This is a genomic window from Zwartia hollandica, assembly GCF_019923725.1.
GTDB lineage: Bacteria > Pseudomonadota > Gammaproteobacteria > Burkholderiales > Burkholderiaceae_B > Zwartia > Zwartia hollandica.
The window spans coordinates 927801-949811 of the sequence record NZ_JAHXRI010000006.1 but is presented as its reverse complement, the minus strand read 5'-3'; the positions used below and the strand labels follow the sequence as shown (position 1 = coordinate 949811).

Genomic DNA, 22011 nt, shown 5'->3' with positions numbered 1-22011 from the left:
TGGTTCCTTAAAAATAACGAATAGGTTGGCACAACACACCGCTACGCCCATCAAAAATGGCAGGCAACTTAGCAGGTAAATCAAGAAAATTAATCGGCTCGGCCAGCAATACATCGAGCCTCGCGTCTTTGAGCATGTCCAGTGCGGCACCCAAACGGCGCTTGTAGGTCCAGCGTGGTCTGCGCGAAGCGGAGACATGCCCGACCTGACTGGATTGCAGGCGCAACTGACGACTGTGGAAAGCGCCACCCAGCGGCGCCTGGATAGATTTGGCGCCATACCAACTTAGTTCAAGGACCGTTGCTTCTTCGCCAGCCAAGTCTAGCGCTGTTGCAAAACCAGCTTGGGTCGCGCTGCAATGGAACACGAGGTCACAATCACTTGGTGCATCGCTGGGCAATGCAAAGTCAACACCTAACGCCTTCGCTGTTGCGGACCGCTCTGGATTAATGTCTACCAACGTCACACTGGCGCCAGGAAGATGACCACACAAAAACGCAATCAAACAGCCCACCACACCACCGCCCACAATCACGATGCGGTCACCAGGCCCGACCTTGGCATCCCAAACTGCATTCAACGCAGTTTCCATGTTGGCGGCCAACACCGCACGCATTGGCGGCACACCTTCTGGAATGAGGGAAACAGCGCCCACTGGGGCATTAAAAATATCTTGGTGAGGGGTAAGGCTAAACACCCATTTGCTGATTAGTTCAACCGGGCCAGACTGAACCTGGCCGACCGTCGCGTAGCCATACTTCACCGGAAACGGAAAGGTACCCCCCATATAGGGTGCGCGCATACGCTCGTACTCTGCCGCAGGTACCTCACCTCGAAAAATAAGCGACTCTGTTCCACGGCTTAGCGCACTAAATGCTGAGCACACTTGCACTTGGCTCGCGTCGCAGGGCGGCAAAGACTCAGTCTGGAGTGCCACTTTACCGGGGGCCACATACCAAAGTGCCGTTGCGTCTTGCACAACAGATGAATTTTTTTGCGGGGATGCCACGGCACGTTCCTGGGGATTTATCGATGAGCGACAGCTCTGTGCCCTATACTTCGCGGGCATGAACCGACAGTATAAGTGAGCGCTAGCCGTTCGTTTGGAAATTTTGTGAACAACCCCACTGCACCTGCAATCCATCTGCGCCGAATTCTTTTCGCGACGCTTGCCCTAAGCACGTTCGTTTTTTTGCTGTGGCTCATGCATCGTGCGCTCGGACCAGCCGTCTCGTCGATGGCGCATATCGCGATCCTCGTTCTATTCGCCCTGACGCTGCCCTGGATGGTCATTGGCTTCTGGAACGCCACTATTGGTTTTATTATTTGTCGCTTTGTTCGGGACCCGTTAGCGTTGGTCGTCCCCGACGCCTTGCATGCGAGCAGCGCCCAACCAATCACTCTGTCGACTGCCTTACTGTTGTGTATTCGCAATGAGACACCGGAACGCCTCGAGCGCAATATCGAGGTGATGCTCGCTAGTTTAACAGAGCCAGAAATCGCTCCCCATATTCATCTCTATGTATTAAGCGATACAGACAGCCAGCAGATTGGCGAACAAGAGCAGGCCTGTTTTGACGCAATGCAGAAGCGGTGGAAACAGAGTATTGCCATCACCTATCGCAGACGCACCAACAACAAGGGTTATAAGGCTGGCAATATCGCGGACTTTTGCGAACGCTGGGGTAACCAGCACGATATCGCCATCACCCTTGATGCCGATAGCTTCATGACCGGCAAAGCGATCATGCGTTTAATCCGAATCATGCAAGCAACCCCTAAGCTCGGAATTTTGCAGGGTTTGGTGGTTGGGCTTCCCTCTACGAGCGGCTTTACGCGACTTTTTCAGTACGGCATGCGCCTGGGCATGCGCTCCTACACAATGGGCTCTGCATGGTGGCAATCTGATTGCGGTCCCTACTGGGGACATAACGCAGCGATTCGTCTGGCCCCGTTTATCGCGCATTGCGAGCTTCCAGCCCTACCGGGGCCAAACGGCACGACGCGTCATATTTTGAGCCATGATCAGATTGAAGCCGTTTTGATGCGCAAAGCAGGCTTTGATGTGCGTGTGATTCCGCAGGAAGATGAGAGCTGGGAAGAGAACCCACCCACTCTCGTGGAATACATACGTCGTGATCTGCGCTGGTGTGAAGGAAACTTGCAATACATACACTTGCTGCGATTACCCGGCCTACTCTTTATGAGCCGCTACCAGTTGTGTGTTGCCATCTTTATGTTTTTAGGCTCTCCTGCCTGGATCGTGCTCTTAACGCTCGGTATTGTGAGTGCGTGTTTCAGCTCTGATCCAAGTCAAATCATGCATGGGTCTTACGGTGTCGTGTTGATGATTGCAACATTAACAATGTGGTACCTGCCAAAAATTGCAGGTGCGGCAGATGTTGTGTCGCGCGCAAGCGAGCGTAAACGTTTTGGCGGGACCTTGCGCTTTGTCACAGGCTTTACCCTCGAGATGGTTTTCTCCATTTTGATGACACCTATTACTTGGCTAAATCACACGATATTCATGACAGGACTTGTGTTCGGCAAGAAGGCTGGCTGGGGTGCCCAAGCACGCGATGATCACTCCATTGCGCTGGGGACTGCGCTCAAGCAATTTTGGCCACACACCCTTCTTGGACTATTCGGTGTGGTCGGATTATTCATCTCGCACCCGCACCTGTTGCCGTATTCTTTTTTCGTCTTAGGCGGCTTGCTCCTCTCCGTCCCGATCGCTGTTCTCACGTCACTCCCATGCTTTGGAGCCATACTTATTCAGCACAAACTACTTAGCCTCCCTGAGGAGATTGATCCGCCAGAGGCGCTCAAGTCCTTACACTTACGAGCTCTCTCATGACGCTGACTGCGCTTTACAAACGCGTCTTACGTCAACTTGGGTCCGACCAACGCACAGGCTGGGGGTTGGCTATCACTAATGTATGTCTGGCAATCACTCTGTTTGCAGAGCCCATCCTCTTCGGACGTGTCATAGACACTCTGTCAAAAAGCGCAACTCAGTCGAACGCTCAACTTTGGGATCGCGTCGTACCGCTTCTGCTCGCTTGGGCGGGCTTTGGCCTTTTCACTATTGCGGCGGGTGCGTCGATCGCGTTGCTTTCGGACCGACTGGCACACCGCCGCAGACACGCCGTCCTTGCCGACTATTTCGAGCATGTGTTGCATCTTCCCCTGTCGCAGCACTCACGCACACACTCTGGCCGCGCGATGAAAGTGATGCTGCAGGGTACGGATACCTTATGGTGGTTATGGCTGAGCTTCTTCCGAGATAACTTAGCTGCCTTGGTATCACTCATTGTTCTGATCCCGGTCGCGCTTTATATCAACTGGCGTCTGGCCTGGGTATTGATCGTACTGTGCGTGATATTTGCGCTTCTCACACATTTCATTCTGAAGCGTACGCAAACACTTCAACAGCAAGTCGAATCTCATCACTCCGATCTAGCGGAACGCGCCTCCGACACGTTGGGCAATGTAGCCCTCGTACAGAGCTTTGCGCGGGTGCAGTATGAAGTCGACAGTCTCAGAGGCATCAGTCAACGCGTACTCGGCGCACAATTACCCGTGCTCTCTTGGTGGGCAGTGATGACCATGCTCACCCGCTCGGCAACCACACTCACCATTCTGTGTATTGTGGTGCTCGGCGCTTGGCTCTTTACGCAGGATCTGATTAGCGTTGGAGAAATCGTTACCTTTATTGCCTTTGCTGGCTTAGTGATCGGCAAGTTAGAGCAGGTTGTATCTTTTATTAACAAGCTCGCGATGGACGCACCAAAACTACGAGAGTTTTTCCAGGTTCTGGATACCAATCCGCTCATCTGCGATTCAGCGACTGCCATAGACCCTGGTCGTCTAAATGGGAAAATCGTGTTTAAAGATGTTTCGTTTTCCTACGACGGTAAGCGCACCGCTATCGATAATCTAAATTTCACCATACAGCCCGGGCAAACGATTGCCTTGGTTGGCGCGTCTGGCGCGGGCAAGACAACGGCGCTAAGCCTACTCTATCGCGCATTCGATCCGCAAACGGGCGTGATCGCAGTGGATGATCAAGACATTCGTCACTTCCAACTTGCGGCTCTGCGTCGCAACATCGGTGTTGTGTTTCAAGAGCCGCTGCTCTTTAACCGCTCAATCGCCGAAAATCTTCGGATCGGTAGTCCAGAAGCAACGGATGCACAGCTGCTTGAAGCTTGCGCACGCGCGCAGGCACTGGAATTTATTGAACGCCAGCCTCACGGCTTGGAGACCAATATCGGCGAACGCGGTCGGGCGTTGTCTGGCGGAGAACGACAGCGCCTATCCATTGCACGCGTCATCCTAAAAGATCCACCTATCTTAATTCTAGATGAAGCCACAAGCGCCTTGGATGGCACAACGGAACTCAAGTTAATGGAAGCGCTTGAAGAGGTCACCCGCAATCGCACAACGCTTGTGATTGCCCATCGACTAAGCACAATACGTCACGCAGATATGATTCTGGTGATGGAGGATGGCCGTGTCATCGAGACCGGGTCATTCGACGCCTTATACGCACGACACGGTCGCTTCACGGAAATCGTCAATGCGCAATTCAATGAACAAACATCAAAGAGTCCTGTATGAGTGAATTTTCATCGCAATGGTTGGCACTGCGTGAACCGGCAGATCACCGATCACGCAATCAAGCCTTGCGCGAGCAGCTGAATGAACTGTTGACGCGTTCGCGTACCGCCGATAGCCTGCCGCTGCGGATCATTGATCTGGGCTCCGGTACTGGGTCTAACCTGCGAGGACTATCACCGCATCTCGACTGTGACCAGCACTGGACACTCATTGACTATGACCCAAAGCTCATTGAGGCCGCACGTCTTGCCCTGTCCGCTTGGGCCGACACGACAGAATCTGCCAACCACTCCTGCTTGCATCTTAGAAAGGGAGACAAGCAAATTCAAGTGGACTTCCTCTGTACCGATCTATCTAAGAATATCGAATTGATCCTTGAGCAACCAGCTGATTTACTGACGGCGGCAGCTTTCTTTGACTTAGTCGCAGAGCCCTGGCTCGAGCGCTTTTGTTCGGCACTCTGTACGCCGCTCTACACCATTCTGACCTATGACGGTTCAGAACAATGGATGCCCACACACCCCGCCGATGAGCAAGCATTGCGTGCTTTTCATGCGCATCAAGCGACCGACAAAGGTTTCGGTTTGGCTGCCGGCCCGAAAGCGGTCGACATTATGCAACGGCGCTTGTTGGAATATGGCTTTCAGGTCAGTATTGCACCGAGCCCTTGGGAGCTTGATCAGCGCCACGACGCTGCGTTGATCCATGCACTCGCCACTGGTAGCGCGCAAGCTGTGGGTGAGACAGGCCTTCTAGATGCAGCCACGCTCGCATCCTGGAAGACAGCCCGACAAGAGGCCCAGGCCTGCATGATCGGACACTGGGATCTTTTGGCTACATTTGGCAGCTAAGGCCTTACACGACCTTATTGCGAAGCAACCCTACGCGATCGACAATCACCTCAACAATCTCTCCGGATTGCAAGAATCTGGGCGGCTTGCGGCTAAAGCCGACTCCCTCTGGAGTGCCCGTCGCAATCACATCGCCAGCAGATAATGCCGTAAAAGCAGAGATGTATTCGATCAATTTAGGAATCGAAAAAATCATGGTTTCAAAGGCAGCATTTTGCATGACCTCGCCAGCAACCTTCGTCGTGATCGTAAGCTTATCTAACGGGCCAACCTCATCGGCTGTGACCAAGCACGGGCCTATCGAACTAGAACGATAAAAGTTCTTCCCTTGATCTAGCGTGCGTTGAAACTGATAGTCGCGTACGGATCCATCCATAAAGCAGGTATACCCAGCGATGTATTGCGCAGCGTCTTTTGCTTTGATGTTGCGTGCGTCTTTACTCAGAATCACGGCGATCTCGCCCTCAAAGTCATACTCAGGCGACAACGTTGGCTTCTCAAAATCCTGACCATGCGCCACCAGAGCAGCGGGGATCTTGACGAAAGTACGAGGATATTCTGGAGGCTTGTGACCTGCTTCTGCGGCATGGGCCGCATAGTTCAGCCCTACACAATGAATAGTCACGGGCTCGAGATATAGCGGCAGGTATTCGATCTCGGCTTCCTTAAAATCACCAACCCTCGCAGCTTGCACCACTTTACGCGCCGCTTCCCATCCATCTTTGCGCACCAGTTGCAATAGCGTTGGATACTGTGCGCCCAAGCGTGACCCGAGGTCGACGATCGTTTGATCATCGCGCAGAACACCAAAAGAGTCTCGACCCTCGTGCGTGTAGCTCAGAAATTTCATTTATCTTCCTTAAAGTAGCCGATCTGTATTTTTAGAATATATTAGGCTACAAACCACTGTTGGTCACTCAGGCAGCGCTATGACACCCAAACTCCCCCGCGACAATGCACAAACCGCCGGACAATTCCTCGCGGCAACGCGTGGCGATGCAGAGGCTAAGCAGTATGGAGACTCCTACCATCTCGCCTTTGCAGATCACGAGTTTTTAAGTCGTCCAGAGGTCCGTGGCATTCGTTTTGAGCTTGAACTACTCAAACCAGACCTGGCCCTGCGCGAGAGAGCAATCGATCACACAATCGTAGTATTCGGCTCAGCACGCTTTATTTGCAAAGCAGATGCAGAACTATTGCTAGCAAAAGCACCCGATGACAACGCACGCCTGAAGGCCAACACAGCTTTAGACAATAGTCATCACTATGAGTCGGCACGAGAGTTTGGACATCTGGTAGCTAGCTATAACCAAACACAATCTGACGCACACAACCGCCTGCATATCTGTACCGGTGGAGGCCCTGGCATCATGGAGGCGGCCAACCGAGGCGCGTTTGAATCGGGTGATTTAACGATTGGCCTAAATATCAGCCTGCCTCGCGAACAGAATCCAAACCCTTACATCACCCCTGGGCTAGCATTCCGATTCCACTATTTTGCCTTGCGCAAAATGCACTTTGTCATGCGTGCACGCGCGATCGTGGTGTATCCCGGCGGGTTTGGGTCATTTGATGAGCTGTTCGAGGTCTTAACGCTAATTCAAACGAAGAAGATAGAACCCTTGCCCGTGGTCCTTGTGGACGCCCAGCATTGGCAAACGGTCGTCAGATTTGATTTATTAGTAAATCAAGAACTAATCGATGTTGCCGATATGAAGATCATTCATTTTGTAGACACCGCAACGCAGGCGTGGTCAGTTATCCGAGATTGGTACGAGCTAGACTAATCAATCAATGTGTGGTGTCGGTGTTGATATTATTCAGCTGCCAATCACGACGGAAGGACTCGCGATAGCTAAACCGATCGGCGGGATGAACACTCACGGCTAGTTCAACCAGCTCATCACGCTCATCGAGATATCGGCGGGCGATCCATAGCCCCGCACTGCGGGCAGATACGCCAAGCTGTTTGGCAAGCTGAGCATTTAACACAATCGCACGGATCTCCTGGTGCACAGTTTTAATGGTGCAATTGAACTGCTTCTCTAAAATACGATAGAGCGGCTGTCGCATCGCATCGCGCACACCCTCAAGCGATCGAAATCTCGGCGCAATGTAAACATCCGTCAAACAAATTGGCTGCGCTTGACCATCCTGATAACGCAAGCCTTCAATATGCAACCACGTCTCTCCCTTATTTGCATCGAGTAACTTCGCCAACTCACCCGCTACAGGCAAGAGCTGCGACTTCGTCACCTGCAGTGTCGTCTCGCTTGCGTACTGTCGCAGGTCAGTGATGCCCGTCATCGTTTGCGTGTATTGCTTAACGGGACGCTGCGCCAGAACGCGACTGCCAACACCTGGTTGGCGCGTCACCAAGCCCTGCTGCACGAGCTGCTTTACCGCTTCGCGAACGGTAAATCGCGAAACACCAAACTGCTCGCAGAGCTCGAATTCCGTGGGTAACAGGCTACCGACCCCATAGCGCCCGCTTTCAATCTCGTCGAACAACGTACGTGCAACTTGCACGTAACGAGGTACCGGCAAAGATGATTCCACTCGAGTCATCGGCAAAACCTATTCATGCAATACCTCGACCTCACAGAACGGCATGCTCACGTAAGAACTTAATTTGCTCTGCCGTAAAACCAGCAGAAGCTAATAACGCATCTGTATCAGCGCCCATTTCAGGCGCTGCGCGCAGCGGTGCCGGATCTCCAGCGCAGCGGATCGGAGCAGCAACACCTAGCACTTCCGACCCATCCGCCCTTGCGGTCTTGACCACACCCTCTCGCGAATGCACAAAGGGGTTGTCCAAGGCCTGAGCCACGTCATAGACCGGAGAGGCAGGCACTTTTCCTGCAAACTTTTTCATCCAGTTTGCGGTGGTGTCTGTCAACGTAACGCTCTCAATATCCGCATTAAACTGATCTCGGTTCTCTAAACGAGCTTTGTAAGAGCTGTACTCGGGACGTTGCGCCCACTCAGGTCGCCCCAGCTCTTTGGCCAAGACAGGCCAGAACTTTTCTTTGTTGCACATGATAAATAGCCAGCCATCTTTAGTCGGATACAGCTGACTTGGCACAAGAGACGGATGACCCGAGCGAGGCGCTCTGCCGGTGACGTGACCGCCATTCAGATACCAGGTCGCGAGGTAAGCGAGGTTATGCATCGCCACATCAAACAAACTAGTATCGATATCACGTCCAACTCCGGTCGCTCTTGCACCCAACACGCCAGATACGAGTCCTAGAGCGGCGGTTGTGCCGGTCATCAAATCAATCATCGACAGACCAAAGCGCGAGGGTGGACCATCCGGCTCACCAGTCAGCGACAGATAGCCTGCTTCGGCTTGCATCAAGTAATCGTAACCAGGCCAGGCAGCACGCTCGCCTTCACGACCATAAGCCGACAAATGCACACAGACAATATCCTTGCGAATATGTTTTAGCGACTCGTAGTCCAGACCCAATTTTGCTGGTAAGTCGCCACGCAAATTATTGAAGACTGCGTCCGCGTGCTCGACTAGTTTATGCAATACCTCTCGGCCTGCATCTTTTTTAAGGTCTAGGCGGATGCTCTTCTTGTTTCGATTGAAGGCTTGATAAAAATGACTATCGCCAGGACCAAAGTAATGTGGTCCGACCGCGCGACCAACGTCGCCACCATCGTGTGGATTCTCAATCTTAATGACTTCTGCGCCTAAATCAGCTAAGTGTTGCGTTGAGAACGGACCCGCACCATACTGTTCAATGGCAAGTATCCGCATCCCTTGTAGCGGCAAACTCATATTGGATTCCTTGCAATCAACTGCTTGGCGATAATGATGCGCTGCATCTCGTTAGTGCCTTCACCAATCGTCAACAAGGGCGCGTCACGATAGAAGCGTTCAACCAAGTACTCTTTTGAATAGCCATATCCGCCATGAACCCGCATCGCTTCCATGCTATTTTCCAACGCAGACTCCGTTGCGAACAGCTTAGCCATTCCTGCCTCCATATCGCAACGTTCGCCACGATCGTATGCCTCTGCCGCACGCATAGTCAAAAGCCTTGAGGCTTCTGTTCGCGTTGCCATATCACCCAATTTCAACTGAATAGCTTGATGCTCACAAATTTGCTTTCCGAAGGTTTTGCGTTGCTGCGAATACTTCACTGCTTCGTTCAAGGCAGCTTGCGCTACACCCACACCCCGTGCCGCAACGTTGATTCGGCCGAGCTCCAAGCCGTTCAAAATCATTTGCAAACCCTTACCTTCTTTGCCACCGATTAACTGGCTCGCCGGCACGCGACACTGGTCGAAAACCAGCTCAGCCGAGTCGATCCCTTTGTAGCCGAGTTTTTCTAACTTCCGGCTCGCGCGAAACGCGTCACTCTTTTCAACGAGGAATAAGCTCATACCCTTGTGACGTGGGCTCGCATTCGGATCAGTCTTGACCAACACGGCGAAGCAGTTCCCGTAGATACCATTTGAGATCCACATCTTATTGCCCTGGATGATGTAGTCATCACCATCTCGAACAGCAGTGGTACGAATCGCCTGCAGGTCAGTGCCACAGTCAGGCTCCGTCAACGCAATGCCACCGCGCAACTCACCCGTCGCGAAGCGTGGCAAGAAGGCACGCTTTTGCTCTTCAGTGCCATTTCTCTGCAGCGCAGCTGCCATGATGATGTGGGAATTAATAATTCCCGACACGGACATCCACACGATTGAAATATGTTCAATGATTTTGGCGTAGGTCACAGTTGAGAGACCCAGACCACCATACTCGGGCGCAATCAAACAACCGAACAAACCCATCTCTTTCATTTTTTCGACAATCTCTGCCGGATATTCATCATCATGCTCGAGTTGCCACGCGTAAGGCTTGACCTCTTTCTCCAGGAAGCGATCGACCATGTCGAGAATGATGCGTTCCTGATCTGCGTCTTGATTACTCATTGTTTCTAATCTCCGGTGCTGCACTTTAGGTGTTTGTTGATAAATAAGGATTAAGGTCAGGCGATGCGACCAAGACAAGCTGCCAAGTCTCGAGCCGAGCCGTTTTCAAGATTCAATACTCGCTCTTCGATTTCTAGGCTGCGGGCAGATGACACTTGTCGAGCAGCATTGTCACGATATTTGGTGATGATGTCCTGCGCTGTAAGTGGACGATCTACAGAACCTCGATTCATCGCTTCGCGCTCACGAATGATCCGACCATCCTTGAGCTCAACGATCACCTCACCATCAAAGAACTTGGGAAAACGGCTATCTGGGTCTACCGAATACTCCGTAATCGCCGCCAACGCTAAGACTTTGGGATCAGACAGGGCAGGCTCATCAATATCGTCTAGCGTCAGTCTCCCTTTTAATAAGGCTGTGCCGACCAAGTAGGGGATGCTGAATTGCGCCTCATACGAATTAGCCGGTTTGCGTTTTGCCGCTTCGGGCTCGCAGACAGTCTTAACGACTTCCTCTGGAACCAGAACCTCGATACGCTTGATCTGATCGGCTCGTACGCCTTGAGCATAAATTCGCACTGCCGCATCGACACCTGCATGCGTGAAGTGACAGGCAGGCAAAGGTTTAACTGATACGCGATCCAGTTCCCAGACCTTGCCAAGATCTTGAGTAGCCATACTCAAGTCATAATCGTCGCGGCCTGCGAGGTGGCTCGCATACAAGCCAAAGCGCCCCTCATAGGCCAAACGCGTTCCGGTATAACCATGGCGGCCCAGGGTCGCAGCCGTTACACCCGAATACCCAGCCCAGCCAGGATGCATCCGCTTATTCCAGGCCCCATCATTCAAAAATTCCAGACTGCCAGATGCAACCGACAAGGCAAGTCCCTGCGCGTCCACATATTGCGCAGCGTTGAGCCCCATCAACCAGCCCGTCACCATCGTGCAACCAAAGGTGCCGATCAGTCCGGTAGGATGAAATCCAATTTGATGGAAGCCTCCCTTGGCCACCGAACCAAGCCGCGCAGCGACTTCTACGCCCAGCACGAAGGCGGTGAGCATGTCAGCACCACTTTTGTTTTGCTTCGCGGCTACGGCAAGTGCAGTCGGCAAGGTTGATGTCGTGGTGTGAATCACACCTTGAGCGTGCGTATCGTCATAATCTAAGCCATGAATCAGAATGCCATTCATCAAGATAGAGTTTCGAAGATCGAGACGCTTATCCGAGCCCACCACGATGGACTCCCCACCCGAATTCAATTCATCGATCGCTGCCATGGCACGTTTTGAAAAATCATAGCCGTGCGAAGCCAGTGCAATGCCGAATGCGTCGAGCATCAACAACTTTGCGCGTTCGCGTATTGCGGGTGGAATGTCGGTGGATTTCAGGTTAGTCGCAAAGGTAGCGATTTGTTCTGAAATGGCACGGCCTGTTGCTGGGGTACTACCTATTTGTTTGGTCATGATGATTCCGATTTAATCAACCTTCGCGCCTGACAGCTTCACGGCGATAGCCCAGCGTTTGAGTTCGCCTTCGATAAATGTCCTAAATTCACTGGGTGAGTTTCCAACCGGCACGGCACCTAGCGCTGCAAGTTTTTCAGAAAAGTCTTTTTCGCGGAGCGACTTCATTGAAATACTGGAAAGCTTACTGATCACAGCATCCGGTGTCTTGGCAGGTGCAACCAGTCCAATCCAAGCGACGGCCTGAAACCCTGGATAGCCTGATTCGGCAACTGTTGGGATACCAGGTGTGACCGCAGCACGTTCCGCACTTGAAACGGCGATTGCACGTAACCGTCCAGACTTAATGTGTGGAATCGCACCTGGTCCCGTTTCAAACATTACCGAAATTCGACCTGCCATCAAGTCGGTCAGTGCTGCAGGACCACCCTTGTAGGGTACGTGAGTCATATCGATGCCGGCAGCCTGTTTGAAAAGTTCCATGATGAGGTGGTTGGTGACACCACTCCCTCCAGAACCATAATTTATTTTTCCTGGATTCTTTTTTGCTAACGCGACAAGATCCTGAACTGTTTTGACTGGCAAGTCTGGATTGACCACGAGATACTGGGGCACCACGGCAATTAAGCTGATTGGCGTGAAGTCACGTAGTACGTCGTACGGCAGATCCTTATATAACGCGGGATTCACCGCCAGTGTCGCGCTTGACCCCATCATCAAGGTCAATCCGTCAGGTACCGCACCCGCGACGATTCGACTACCCAGAATCCCAGACGCGCCCGGACGGTTATCCACGATGAAGTTTGAACCAGGAATATTGTCAGCAAACTTCTGCGCCATGTAGCGCGCCACGATATCTGTCGCCTGTCCTGGTGGAAAGCCGACAATCATCTTGACCGGACTTTCTGGGTACTGCGCATGACTTGTTACAGCAACGGAAGTAAGCACAACTGCGGTTAGAGCCAGAGTGAAGCGTTTGATCATTTTCATTGTCTTGTCTCTTCTATGTTTTTTGTGATGGGACTGCAGATTCGACTTTCTACTAACTGTCTAGTCGTGAGCGACTCAATCGCCTACGCCATGACCACGTTTAGGCACTAGGGCTGTACGAATGAAATTCATGATTTCGACCCCATTCTGATTAAACGCACGCGTGCGAACAGTCACCATGCCTTGCGTTGGCCGGCTTTTGGAGTCGCGCACCTCTAGCACTTCCGACTCTGCATATAGCGTGTCACCCGGGAAGACTGGTGCGGTTAAGTTGATCTCTTTCCAGCCCAAGTTAGCAACTGCCTTGCCGCTAATGTCATTAACCGTCATGCCAAGGACAATTGCCAGCGTCAAACCACTGTTGACTAACAACTTGCCGAATTCACTCTTTGCAGCAAACGCGGCGTCACAGTGCATAGGATGAAAGTTCATCGTCATGAGCGAAAACTGCGTGTTATCTGCCTCGGAAATAGTCCGACCTGGCCGATGTTCATACACAGCACCAAGCTCGAAATCCTCGAGGTATCGCCCGTAGCTAGCCTGATAGCGCTTGTGTCCGACTGTCTTGATCTCCATTCCACCCTCTTTTGTCTGGTTTAGTTGTTTGTCCGGACAAAGTGTCGCTGACAGTCGTGAAACTGTCAAGCCGGTCCAGCGTTAAAGGGGAATGGGCGTGACAGCGGGGCGTCCTGCCAGACAGGCATCAACGTTCTCGACCACTGAGCGTATGTAGCCCACGAAGGAGTCAGGGGAAAACCCGGCAATATGCGGAGTCACAATCAAATTTGAAAGGCCCTTTAAAGACTCTGGCAGCTGCGGTTCGCCCTCAAAAACATCCAGCCCAGCGCCTGCAATTTGTCCATTGCGCAACGCAAACGACAGCGCGTCTGAATCCACAACGGAGCCGCGCCCCACATTCACCAAATAGCCCTGTGGCCCAAGCGCCCGCAAAACGGCCGCATTCACCACATGCTGTGTGGCTGCACCACCCGGCGCAGCACAAATCAAAAAGTCCACTCTCTCGGCCAAGCTCTCGAGTGATGGCACGTACTCATACGCCACGTCTGGATTAGGCTTGCGATTGCAGTACGCGATCGACATATCAAACGCCCGCGCACGTGTCGCGATCGCTTGCCCAATAAGACCAAGCCCAAAAATCCCCAGGCGTCGTCCGGAAATATCTGGGCGTGCGTGACGAATAGTGTGCCACTTACCCTTCTGCAACCCTTCAGCGGACATGACAACGTCACGTACGATAGCAAAAAGCAACGTGAGCGCATGATCCGCTACGCTAATTGTGTTCGTGCCGCGGCCATGACTCGTTGCGATGCCAAGTTCATAAGCAGCCTGCGCATCGATGTTTTCATAACCCGCGCCAAAGGCAGCAATCACCTTTAGTTTAGGCATCTGACGCATCAGTGCAGCGTCCCATCCATAGGTGCCGTTTGTGATGACTGCCACGATTCGAGCGCCGAGTTGATCGACTGCGACTTGGCGCTCAGCAACAACTGGAACGTGGTGCACCGTGTAATGCGCACGCAAGGCCTCAAGTGCCGCGCCAGCAACCGGGAACGCCACAATGACCTCGGGCTTAGCGTGTTGCATCATCTTATTGCTTGTAACTATCGTCTTTCTTATCTAACTGACGAAGCATCGCTGGCCATTCAAGAATGCCGTAGCGTCTGGTTACGCTCGGGTTCCACTGTGCATTCGCTTTGGCAACCACCTCGGGTTCAGGAATGATCAGCTCAGCGTTGCAGGCCATCGCGTCAACTTGCACTTTGCAGGCTAGCTCCAGTCGATAGATACTGTTGAAGGCTTCTGGAATAGACGGGCCAACGGCAAGCAATCCGTGGTTATGCAAGATCATCACCTCCGCATCGCCCAAGTCACGCTGCAAACTTTTTTGCTCAGACAAATCGACAGAGATACCTTCGAAGTGGTGGTAAGCAACCTTGGCAAAACGCGTGGCGGTTTGTGTCAGCGGTAACAGGCCACACTTTAAGGTTGACACGGTCATACCAGCACGCGTGTGCGTATGGATGATGCACGCAGCATCGGGTCGCACAGAATGAATGGCACTATGGATCACAAAGCCCGTGCGATTGATCCCGTAATCTTCATTTGGACGATCAATGATGTTGCCGTCGATATCGATTTTGATCAGGCTCGAGGCGGTGATTTCGTCATACAACATCCCGTACGGATTGATCAGATAATGATTGGGCTCGCCCGGCACCATTGCAGAAATATGGTTCGCAATCATATCGGTCATACCGTAGAGCGAGACTAAGCGATAACAGGCCGCGAGTTCCACACGAGTCTTCCATTCCTCGGCGCTCACCCTGCCTTTAAGAGGCCCAGGTGGAATCTTAGGCGAGGTATTCATAACGATCGATGAAGCGGTTCCCATCATGTCTCCTATTGATATTTTTTTAATTACGCTTTAAACAACAAAAGTAATCTCTGCTTGAGGGTGAGCCATTAAACAGGCTTCATCCAATGAATCGTACGACCCGTATGATCAATCGCGACCGTGACCGGCATATCACGCACCACAAACTCATAAATCGCTTCCATGCCCAGATCTTCAAAAGCCAACACTTTTGCGGATTCGATTGCTTTAGACACCAAGTAAGCAGCACCGCCTACAGCCACCAAATACGCGACTCCTGCCTTTTTTATCGCTTCGATCGCGATCGGTCCACGCTCGGCTTTCCCGACAGAGACCAGCAAGCCCGTTTTTTCAAGCAAGGCTGGCATAAACTTATCCATTCGGGCAGAAGTCGTTGGGCCTGCAGGACCAACCGCTTCGCCTTCGATCGGATCAACCGGTCCCACATAATAAATTGCGCGGTTCTTTAAATCGACGGGAAGCGTTTCACCTCGTGCCAGCATATCGGTCAAGCGCTTATGCGCGGCATCTCGACCGGTCAAAAGACGACCCGATAACAGCAGCAATTCACCCGCTTTCCAAGAACGCACTTCCTCAAGTGAAAGCGTATCGAGGTTGACGCGACGGCCATCTGCAGAGGGCATTGTTTGCGGTATGTCATCCCAGACGGCCGCATCGGGCGCGACAAGCTTGGCTGGACCCGAGCCGTCGAGCGTGAAAGAAACGAAACGTGTAGCAGCACAATTTGGCATCAACGCAACCGGCAACAACGCTGCATGTGATGGGGCCTGAGCAATCTTGACGTCTAAGATTGTCGCGTCACCCCCAAGTCCTTGTGCGCCAATGCCCAAAGCGTTTACGCGATCAAAAATTTCTACGCGTAAGCGCTCTGCCTCATCCAAGTCGTCACGTACACGCAAGCTCTGAATATCAATAGGCGCAAATAGCGAACGCTTCGCCATCACCATTGCTTGTTCTGGCGAACCGCCAATGCCCAAGCCTAAAACACCCGGAGGACACCACCCAGCACCCATCCCCGGAAGTTGACTCACAACCCAGTCAGCCACAGAATCGCTCGGGTTAAGCATGGCATAACGCGCCTTCACATCACCGCCACCGCCCTTGGCCACCACGGTCACCTCCAGGGTGTCGCCTTCGATCATTTCGATATGCACGATAGCTGGCGTGTTATCGCCCGTATTACTGCGATCACCAAGAGGTTGTCGAATCATCGAGGCGCGCAAGGGATTTCCTGCATAGGTGTAGCCCTGCGAGACGCCAGCATCCGCGAGCGCCTGCAAACTCGGCGTCGGCTGCTTACCATCTGCGGAAATTCTGGCATCCATTCCTAGTTTGAAAAAGACATGGGCTACACCCGTGTCTTGGCAGATCGGACGATGTGCCTGTGCACTAAGCTTGCTGTTAACCAAGAGCTGCAACAGCGCATTACGCGCGGGCGCAGACGTTTCCTTCTGATAGGCATTCTTTAAGGCCTGAACGAAATCTGCCGGATGGTAGTAGCTGACAAACTGCAAAGCGTCGGCAATACTCGAAACAATATCTGCAGCACGAATCACACGCATTGGTAGCCTCAGCTTTTGTGCCAGGCACGCATTTGATCCACCATCTGTGGCGCAGCGCCTAAATAGTTCGCTGGATCGCAGAGTGCATCGATACGTACACGATCAAGCTTAGTGTTCACCTTCGTATCAAGATACAGAACTTCTGCTAGTTTCTTACCTTGGGTAGCTGCGATACGGCAGGCGTCATAGACTACATCATGCGCGGTTTGACGCCCAATATGTGGAGCCAACCCCATCATCACCGCTTCCGCCACAATCAGGCCACCGGTCAGATCCAGGTTTTTAAGCATGCGCTTGGTATCCACCTCTAGCCCACCCAGCATGAACTTGGCTTGGCGCAAGGCACCTGCTGTCAAAATAAATGACTCAGGGATGGCAGCCCATTCGATATGCCAAGGACCCGTCGCACGCTCAAAGTCTTGAACCATCGCATCTAAAGCGAGCCCCGCATGCTGCCTAACCGACTTAGATGCGCTCAACATAAGCTCGCACGAAATGGGGTTGCGTTTTTGAGGCATAGTGCTTGATGCGCCCCGTCCCTTAACAAAAGGCTCAAATGCTTCACCGAGTTCGTTCGTCATCATCAACATAATGTCAAAGGCAATTTTGCCAAGCGATCCAGTGACTAACGCCAAGAATTGAATGGTCTCTACGAGCCCATCTCGAGCGACATGCCAGGTGACGGGGGCGAGACCCAAGCCAAGCTCCTTCATCAAAGCCGCCTGTACCGGCAAGCCCTGAGCACCGAGGGAGGCCAGCGTTCCCGCTGCACCACCAAACTGGCCAATCAACACGCGAGGCTTGAGCTGCGCTAAGCGCTCTCGGTGACGTCGAACCATAAGCAACCAGACCGCCGCTTTGTAACCAAACGTAATGGGCAAGGCATGCTGCAAATGTGTCCGGCCCGCCATGGGTGTATCGCGATAAGTGGCAGACAGCTGATCCAGAATCTGATCAAGCTCTTTCAAATCCGTTTCGATGATTTCTAGCGCCGCCCGCACCTGCAACACCGTGGCAGTGTCCATGATGTCTTGGGTTGTCGCACCCCAATGTAAATACTCGCCCTCTGGTCCGCACATTTTTGATAGCTGATGCACCAAGGGCAAAATCGGGTAACCGACGATTTCAGTTTCGCGCTTGAGTTCCACCAGATCAAGTTTGGTCGAATCAGCGCGTTGGCAGATTGCTGCAGCAGCGGCCTTGGGGATAACGCCCAGTTCGCCCTGAACCTTCGCCAAGGCGATTTCAGTTTCCGTGTAGCGATACAACGTCGCGGCATCGTCAAACACCGCACGCATGGCGGCAGTACCAAACATATCCTTAAAAATTGCGGATTCAAGCATCGAGATAGGCATAGGGGTTTTTAGCTAAAAAAAAGGTACTTACATAGTAATATCAAATTACTTTTTCTTAGGGGGACACCGTCAAAATGAAAACAGTCTTAGTACGCAAACTAATCGTGGCTGCCGGGTTGGCCATAGCCTCACTATCTGCCTCTGCGCAAGAATACCCATCAAAGATTATCACCATGGCGATGCCTTATGCACCAGGCGGTCCAGGTGACACGATCACTCGCCTTTTCGCTTCTGCGATGCAAAAAACGCTTGGGCAACAAATTGTTGTGGAAAACGTTGCTGGCGCTGGCGGAAGTATCGGTACTGCGAAGGTCGCTAGGTCTGCACCCGATGGCTATAACCTACTCATGATTCACATCAGCCATGCCACCAATTCGCTAATGATCAAGAACCTTTCCTACGACCCCGTGAAAGATTTTGAACCAATTGGATTGGCTACTGTTGGCCCTATGGTCTTGGTCGCACGTAAGGATTTCCCACCCGTGGGCACGCAAGAGTTCGTGGACTACATCAGAAAGAACGGCGAAAAAATCAGCATGGGTAATGCGGGTGCTGGCTCAGCTTCGCATCTCTGTAGCCTGCTGTTCATGGAAACGCTTGGCATTAAGCCAACACTCATTCCTTACAAAGGAACTGGACCAGCACTGAATGACTTAATGGGTGGACAAATAGATTTGCTTTGCGATCAAACAACCGGCACCATGCCTGCGATCAAAGCGAATCGCGTAAAAGCCTATGCTGTCGCGGGCAGCAAACGCCTCGAGTCTTTGCCCGACCTCCCTTCCCTGAACGAAGCCGGCGTCAAGGGTTTTGACATCAGCATCTGGTTTGGACTCTACGCGCCAAAGGGAACACCAAAGCCAATCATCGACAAGCTGTCTGATGCCTTAGCAAAAGCTGTTTTGGATCCGGTCGTGAAAGAGCGCCTCGAAGGCATCGGCAGTGCACCTGTCGCACCTGCACTGGCAACGCCTGCCAAACTACGTGAGCATCTCCAAAATGAAATCAACATGTTCACGCCGCTGATCAAATCTGCCGGGCTCTACGTCAACTGAGTATCTCGTAACGCTTTAGCCGCTTCTTTGGCCCGGTCGTTCGCTGCACGCAACCGGGTCAACTCTTCAGGGCTGACGCATTCCACATTAGAGTAATCACGCTTCCACGCGTGCGACTCGCTCCAGCGCTGGGGCGATTGCACCGTGGTGCGTGCAGCCGGTGCGGACTCGAGCGTGCGTAACGCAAGCTCCAAAGTTGCTGCCTGGGACGCAGGATCCTTCGGTTTGCCCGCCGCATTTCCCAACGGGAAGTCACTAAACATAGCGCGTGGAACACCGCAGTGCTCCACAATGTCTTTGGCGCAAGCAAGCAATACCGTCGATATACCTGCTGCTTCAAGGTAGCGTGCAACTAGACTCAAGGTTTGGTGGCACACAGGACAATTCGGGACAAGCACCACAGCCTGTACACTTTCTTCTCGGCAACGACGCAGCACTTCTGGACAATCCACCTCAAGCGTATGACGTTGACTACGGTTGGTTGGCACACCAAAAAAATGGGTCGCTAGACGACCAATGCGACCTTTCGCAACAGCAGCGCGCAACGCTGGCAAGGGAAACCAGGTGTTACTGTCTTCCATGGTCGTGTGCTTACGGTCAATCGCCACATGCGACACCCGAACATCGTGGTCAATCGAGCTATCGCCTGAGTAGACTTTATAAAACTTCGCTTCGGCGTTGTAAGGTGCACCAACGCCTTGCTCGCCTTTTGTGGGATCGTAAGGTGACGCGGTGCTTATGAGGGCGACCGTCGTCTGAGATAGCGGCTGAGCCAAGGGGGTAAATGGCACATCGACGTAATGTGCCCATCGATACGGGTTCCCGTACCCTAGCGCCAGATACCAATCCCGCGTCCGTTTCATGTAGGGAATCGGCGCATCTTCATCCGGAGCGAATCCTAACTCAGCGTCTGACGGGGGTGTAGGGGTATCATTTTTGTTCATGCGCTTTCCTCGGAGTCGTCGTACCTAAAATAATTCCAAAAATAATCAACGCCGCAGCAATCAATAATGCAGGTCCAAGTGCTTCATCCAGCACGAGACTGGAGCATACGAGTCCAATGACGGGGACGCCCAACAATCCCATCGAAACGGCACTTGCAGGAAGATCGCGACTCACGACATTCATTAACCAATAGGCAAGTCCATTACCCAACAAACAATTAAACCCGACCAATAGAAGGAACTCGACGGACCACTTGATCTGAGGCAAGCCCTCGATTGCCAACGCAAGGACCAACTGCGTTAAACCGCCAACCAACATCTGCCAAGGTAACAATGCGAAAGGCGGGGTCACCCATTTATGGGCGCGTCCATATACGATGGAGCCCGCCCACAACAAGGCGGCGAGCAACACAAAACCATGCCCAATCAAGACATCGCGATCAGACCAATCGAGCTCACCTGGCTGCAATAGCAAAACAAGTCCAAGCATCCCAACCACCAATCCAGTCAACTTACGACGTGTGAGTTTTTCACCAAGAAAAAACCATGCGGCGGGTAACACCCAAAGCGGTGTCGTGTACGCCAACACAATTGATTTTCCTGCCGTCATGTACTGAATGCCGATACTGACCAGCACAGAGAAACCGACCATATGCAATAAGCCAATCGAAAACACGACCGGTAAGTCCGCACGGACTGGAACTCTTAACCGACCAGTAAAAAAGCACAGGGAGAAAAACAAAACGCAGGCGGGCAACAAACGCAGTGCGGTGACCCATATCGGAGAGATATAGGCCAGTGACATTTTTGCAATGACCCAGTTGACTCCCCAAATCAAGACCAGCAAAGCCAATAACAAAATCGCCTTGCGGCGACGAGCGGGATCAGCGTTCATTTGTATCGAACCGAAATCCGCCTGTTTGATTTACTTCAATCCGTCCAACGCTGGGATTTGGAAAGTGCGCGGGAAAAATCAAATTGCCGGTTCCTGCATGCTTCTCAATTAATGCCATGCGTGACTTGCGCGCCAGGTTCCGATCATCATCTGCGATTGTGGACATTTCTGGATAACGCAGTTGAATCTGATGATGCAACACATCGCCAGTCATCACACCACGTTGACCTTGCGACGAAAGGTTGATGACGCAATTGCCGGGCGAGTGCCCCGGACAGGCTTCGAGCGCGATGCCATCATCAAGTTCGTAATCGCTATCCACCAACACTGCCTGCTTGGCACGCACAATCGGATCCACGCTATCTTCAAAGGCTTGCGCATGCGTGTCTTTTACGCCGTCTCGATAAGCACGATCCCAATACGCATATTCAGTTTTTGACATGATGTATTTCGCATTTGGAAAGGTCGGGCACCAGCGACCATCCACAAGCTGCGTGTTCCATCCCACATGATCCCAATGCAGGTGGGTGCACATCACGAAATCAACCTCTTCGGGATTGACCTGTGCGCTTGCCAGAGCACCCAAATAACCGGTGTCCATTTGATGAAACGCAGGTCGAAGAGGTCTTTGTTTGTGATTTCCACAGCAGGTGTCCACCACAATCACGTGGCGCTCCGTTTTAATCACAAAAGAATGGAAACTCATTTCAAGACGACCATCGGCCGTCAATTGACCCGGCTGAAACTCGCGCTGACAGGTTGCCAGCATCTCAGGCGTCAGGTCGGGAAAAAAGTGGCTCGCCGCAGCGTAGGGAAGCTCAAGATCGACTACCCGTTCGATTGCAAATGCACCCAATCTTGTCGTTGCCAATGGACGAACCCCGCAATTTTTCAGAACATCTTGGTGTTAACT

20 protein-coding genes are annotated in these 22011 nt (G+C 52.4%); 5 read left to right on the top strand and 15 right to left on the bottom strand.

The window, feature by feature from the left end; translation table 11 throughout:
• Positions 1–7: 7 nt before the first annotated feature.
• Entirely contained in the window at positions 8–1009 is a 1002-nt protein-coding gene (locus KZZ10_RS07900; protein WP_259660938.1) for a zinc-dependent alcohol dehydrogenase, read from the bottom strand.
• Between the two features lie 105 nt (positions 1010–1114).
• Between KZZ10_RS07900 and mdoH the strand changes: the two genes are divergently transcribed.
• Genes mdoH through KZZ10_RS07885 form a run of 3 tightly spaced genes read left to right on the top strand, consistent with a single transcriptional unit; the run spans position 1115 to position 5474 of the window.
• Positions 1115–2857, top strand: a complete 1743-nt coding sequence (mdoH, locus tag KZZ10_RS07895) for a glucans biosynthesis glucosyltransferase MdoH (protein WP_259660937.1) — start codon at positions 1115–1117, stop codon at positions 2855–2857.
• A complete protein-coding gene (locus tag KZZ10_RS07890) occupies positions 2854–4623 on the top strand; it encodes a glucan ABC transporter ATP-binding protein/ permease (RefSeq protein ID WP_259660936.1) in 1770 nt (589 codons plus the stop codon). The genes mdoH and KZZ10_RS07890 overlap by 4 nt, the downstream gene beginning before the upstream one ends.
• Positions 4620–5474 carry a class I SAM-dependent methyltransferase gene (locus tag KZZ10_RS07885; RefSeq protein WP_259660935.1) on the top strand — a complete coding sequence of 285 codons (855 nt, stop codon included), beginning with the start codon at positions 4620–4622 and terminating at the stop codon, positions 5472–5474. Before KZZ10_RS07890 ends, KZZ10_RS07885 begins: the two co-directional genes overlap by 4 nt.
• A gap of 4 nt (positions 5475–5478) precedes the next feature.
• On the opposite strand, the gene KZZ10_RS07880 is transcribed toward KZZ10_RS07885, so the two are convergent.
• A complete protein-coding gene (locus tag KZZ10_RS07880; RefSeq protein ID WP_259660934.1) occupies positions 5479–6324 on the bottom strand; it encodes a fumarylacetoacetate hydrolase family protein in 846 nt (281 codons plus the stop codon).
• 79 nt (positions 6325–6403) lie between these two features.
• Here KZZ10_RS07880 and KZZ10_RS07875 point away from each other — a divergent pair, with 79 nt between their 5' ends.
• On the top strand, positions 6404–7261 hold the full coding sequence (locus KZZ10_RS07875; RefSeq protein WP_259660933.1) for an LOG family protein: 858 nt from the start codon (positions 6404–6406) through the stop codon (positions 7259–7261).
• A gap of 4 nt (positions 7262–7265) precedes the next feature.
• On the opposite strand, the gene KZZ10_RS07870 is transcribed toward KZZ10_RS07875, so the two are convergent.
• The 10 genes from KZZ10_RS07870 to KZZ10_RS07820 form a co-directional block, all read right to left on the bottom strand.
• A complete protein-coding gene (locus KZZ10_RS07870) occupies positions 7266–8042 on the bottom strand; it encodes a GntR family transcriptional regulator (protein ID WP_311133546.1) in 777 nt (258 codons plus the stop codon).
• 31 nt (positions 8043–8073) lie between these two features.
• Entirely contained in the window at positions 8074–9264 is a 1191-nt protein-coding gene (locus KZZ10_RS07860) for a CaiB/BaiF CoA transferase family protein (protein WP_259660932.1), read from the bottom strand.
• The gene (locus KZZ10_RS07855) at positions 9261–10415 is read right to left on the bottom strand and encodes an acyl-CoA dehydrogenase family protein (protein ID WP_259660931.1); all 1155 of its coding nucleotides are present in this window, start codon (positions 10413–10415) and stop codon (positions 9261–9263) included. The genes KZZ10_RS07860 and KZZ10_RS07855 overlap by 4 nt, the downstream gene beginning before the upstream one ends.
• Positions 10416–10471: 56 nt before the next feature.
• A complete protein-coding gene (locus KZZ10_RS07850) occupies positions 10472–11881 on the bottom strand; it encodes an MmgE/PrpD family protein (protein ID WP_259660930.1) in 1410 nt (469 codons plus the stop codon).
• Between the two features lie 12 nt (positions 11882–11893).
• Positions 11894–12871: a Bug family tripartite tricarboxylate transporter substrate binding protein gene (locus tag KZZ10_RS07845; RefSeq protein WP_259660929.1), complete on the bottom strand. Its 978-nt coding sequence runs from the start codon at positions 12869–12871 to the stop codon at positions 11894–11896.
• Positions 12872–12946: 75 nt separating this feature from the next.
• Positions 12947–13447 (bottom strand): MaoC family dehydratase, encoded by a 501-nt coding sequence (locus tag KZZ10_RS07840; protein WP_259660928.1) that lies wholly within the window; start codon positions 13445–13447, stop codon positions 12947–12949.
• A gap of 81 nt (positions 13448–13528) precedes the next feature.
• Positions 13529–14479 (bottom strand): 2-hydroxyacid dehydrogenase, encoded by a 951-nt coding sequence (locus KZZ10_RS07835; RefSeq protein WP_259660927.1) that lies wholly within the window; start codon positions 14477–14479, stop codon positions 13529–13531.
• A gap of 1 nt (position 14480) precedes the next feature.
• Positions 14481–15287: a class II aldolase/adducin family protein gene (locus KZZ10_RS07830; RefSeq protein WP_259660926.1), complete on the bottom strand. Its 807-nt coding sequence runs from the start codon at positions 15285–15287 to the stop codon at positions 14481–14483.
• 68 nt (positions 15288–15355) lie between these two features.
• Complete coding sequence (locus tag KZZ10_RS07825; RefSeq protein WP_259660925.1) at positions 15356–16849, bottom strand: fumarate hydratase; 1494 nt, start codon at positions 16847–16849, stop codon at positions 15356–15358.
• A gap of 8 nt (positions 16850–16857) precedes the next feature.
• Positions 16858–18204: a class-II fumarase/aspartase family protein gene (locus KZZ10_RS07820; RefSeq protein WP_259660924.1), complete on the bottom strand. Its 1347-nt coding sequence runs from the start codon at positions 18202–18204 to the stop codon at positions 16858–16860.
• Between the two features lie 74 nt (positions 18205–18278).
• Between KZZ10_RS07820 and KZZ10_RS07815 the strand changes: the two genes are divergently transcribed.
• A complete protein-coding gene (locus KZZ10_RS07815) occupies positions 18279–19259 on the top strand; it encodes a tripartite tricarboxylate transporter substrate-binding protein (protein ID WP_259660923.1) in 981 nt (326 codons plus the stop codon).
• Here the strand turns inward: KZZ10_RS07815 and KZZ10_RS07810 are convergent.
• Genes KZZ10_RS07810 through KZZ10_RS07800 form a run of 3 tightly spaced genes read right to left on the bottom strand, consistent with a single transcriptional unit; the run spans position 19247 to position 21954 of the window.
• Positions 19247–20203: a glycine/sarcosine/betaine reductase selenoprotein B family protein gene (locus KZZ10_RS07810; protein ID WP_259660922.1), complete on the bottom strand. Its 957-nt coding sequence runs from the start codon at positions 20201–20203 to the stop codon at positions 19247–19249. The genes KZZ10_RS07815 and KZZ10_RS07810 overlap by 13 nt on opposite strands.
• Positions 20190–21098 carry a DMT family transporter gene (locus tag KZZ10_RS07805; protein WP_259660921.1) on the bottom strand — a complete coding sequence of 303 codons (909 nt, stop codon included), beginning with the start codon at positions 21096–21098 and terminating at the stop codon, positions 20190–20192. Before KZZ10_RS07805 ends, KZZ10_RS07810 begins: the two co-directional genes overlap by 14 nt.
• Entirely contained in the window at positions 21088–21954 is an 867-nt protein-coding gene (locus KZZ10_RS07800; protein WP_259660920.1) for an MBL fold metallo-hydrolase, read from the bottom strand. The genes KZZ10_RS07805 and KZZ10_RS07800 overlap by 11 nt, the downstream gene beginning before the upstream one ends.
• Positions 21955–22011 lie beyond the last annotated feature (57 nt).

What these genes read in the sequence shown, in the direction of transcription:
- KZZ10_RS07890 (WP_259660936.1), top strand. Translation starts at nt 2,854, where the DNA reads ATGACGCTGACTGCGCTTTACAAACGCGTCTTACGTCAACTTGGGTCC.
- KZZ10_RS07885 (WP_259660935.1), top strand. Translation starts at nt 4,620, where the DNA reads ATGAGTGAATTTTCATCGCAATGGTTGGCACTGCGTGAACCGGCAGAT.
- KZZ10_RS07880 (WP_259660934.1), bottom strand. Translation starts at nt 6,324, where the DNA reads ATGAAATTTCTGAGCTACACGCACGAGGGTCGAGACTCTTTTGGTGTT.
- KZZ10_RS07875 (WP_259660933.1), top strand. Translation starts at nt 6,404, where the DNA reads ATGACACCCAAACTCCCCCGCGACAATGCACAAACCGCCGGACAATTC.
- KZZ10_RS07870 (WP_311133546.1), bottom strand. Translation starts at nt 8,042, where the DNA reads ATGACTCGAGTGGAATCATCTTTGCCGGTACCTCGTTACGTGCAAGTT.
- KZZ10_RS07860 (WP_259660932.1), bottom strand. Translation starts at nt 9,264, where the DNA reads ATGAGTTTGCCGCTACAAGGGATGCGGATACTTGCCATTGAACAGTAT.
- KZZ10_RS07855 (WP_259660931.1), bottom strand. Translation starts at nt 10,415, where the DNA reads ATGAGTAATCAAGACGCAGATCAGGAACGCATCATTCTCGACATGGTC.
- KZZ10_RS07850 (WP_259660930.1), bottom strand. Translation starts at nt 11,881, where the DNA reads ATGACCAAACAAATAGGTAGTACCCCAGCAACAGGCCGTGCCATTTCA.
- KZZ10_RS07845 (WP_259660929.1), bottom strand. Translation starts at nt 12,871, where the DNA reads ATGAAAATGATCAAACGCTTCACTCTGGCTCTAACCGCAGTTGTGCTT.
- KZZ10_RS07840 (WP_259660928.1), bottom strand. Translation starts at nt 13,447, where the DNA reads ATGGAGATCAAGACAGTCGGACACAAGCGCTATCAGGCTAGCTACGGG.
- KZZ10_RS07835 (WP_259660927.1), bottom strand. Translation starts at nt 14,479, where the DNA reads ATGATGCAACACGCTAAGCCCGAGGTCATTGTGGCGTTCCCGGTTGCT.
- KZZ10_RS07830 (WP_259660926.1), bottom strand. Translation starts at nt 15,287, where the DNA reads ATGATGGGAACCGCTTCATCGATCGTTATGAATACCTCGCCTAAGATT.
- KZZ10_RS07825 (WP_259660925.1), bottom strand. Translation starts at nt 16,849, where the DNA reads ATGCGTGTGATTCGTGCTGCAGATATTGTTTCGAGTATTGCCGACGCT.
- KZZ10_RS07820 (WP_259660924.1), bottom strand. Translation starts at nt 18,204, where the DNA reads ATGCCTATCTCGATGCTTGAATCCGCAATTTTTAAGGATATGTTTGGT.
- KZZ10_RS07815 (WP_259660923.1), top strand. Translation starts at nt 18,279, where the DNA reads ATGAAAACAGTCTTAGTACGCAAACTAATCGTGGCTGCCGGGTTGGCC.
- KZZ10_RS07810 (WP_259660922.1), bottom strand. Translation starts at nt 20,203, where the DNA reads ATGAACAAAAATGATACCCCTACACCCCCGTCAGACGCTGAGTTAGGA.
- KZZ10_RS07805 (WP_259660921.1), bottom strand. Translation starts at nt 21,098, where the DNA reads ATGAACGCTGATCCCGCTCGTCGCCGCAAGGCGATTTTGTTATTGGCT.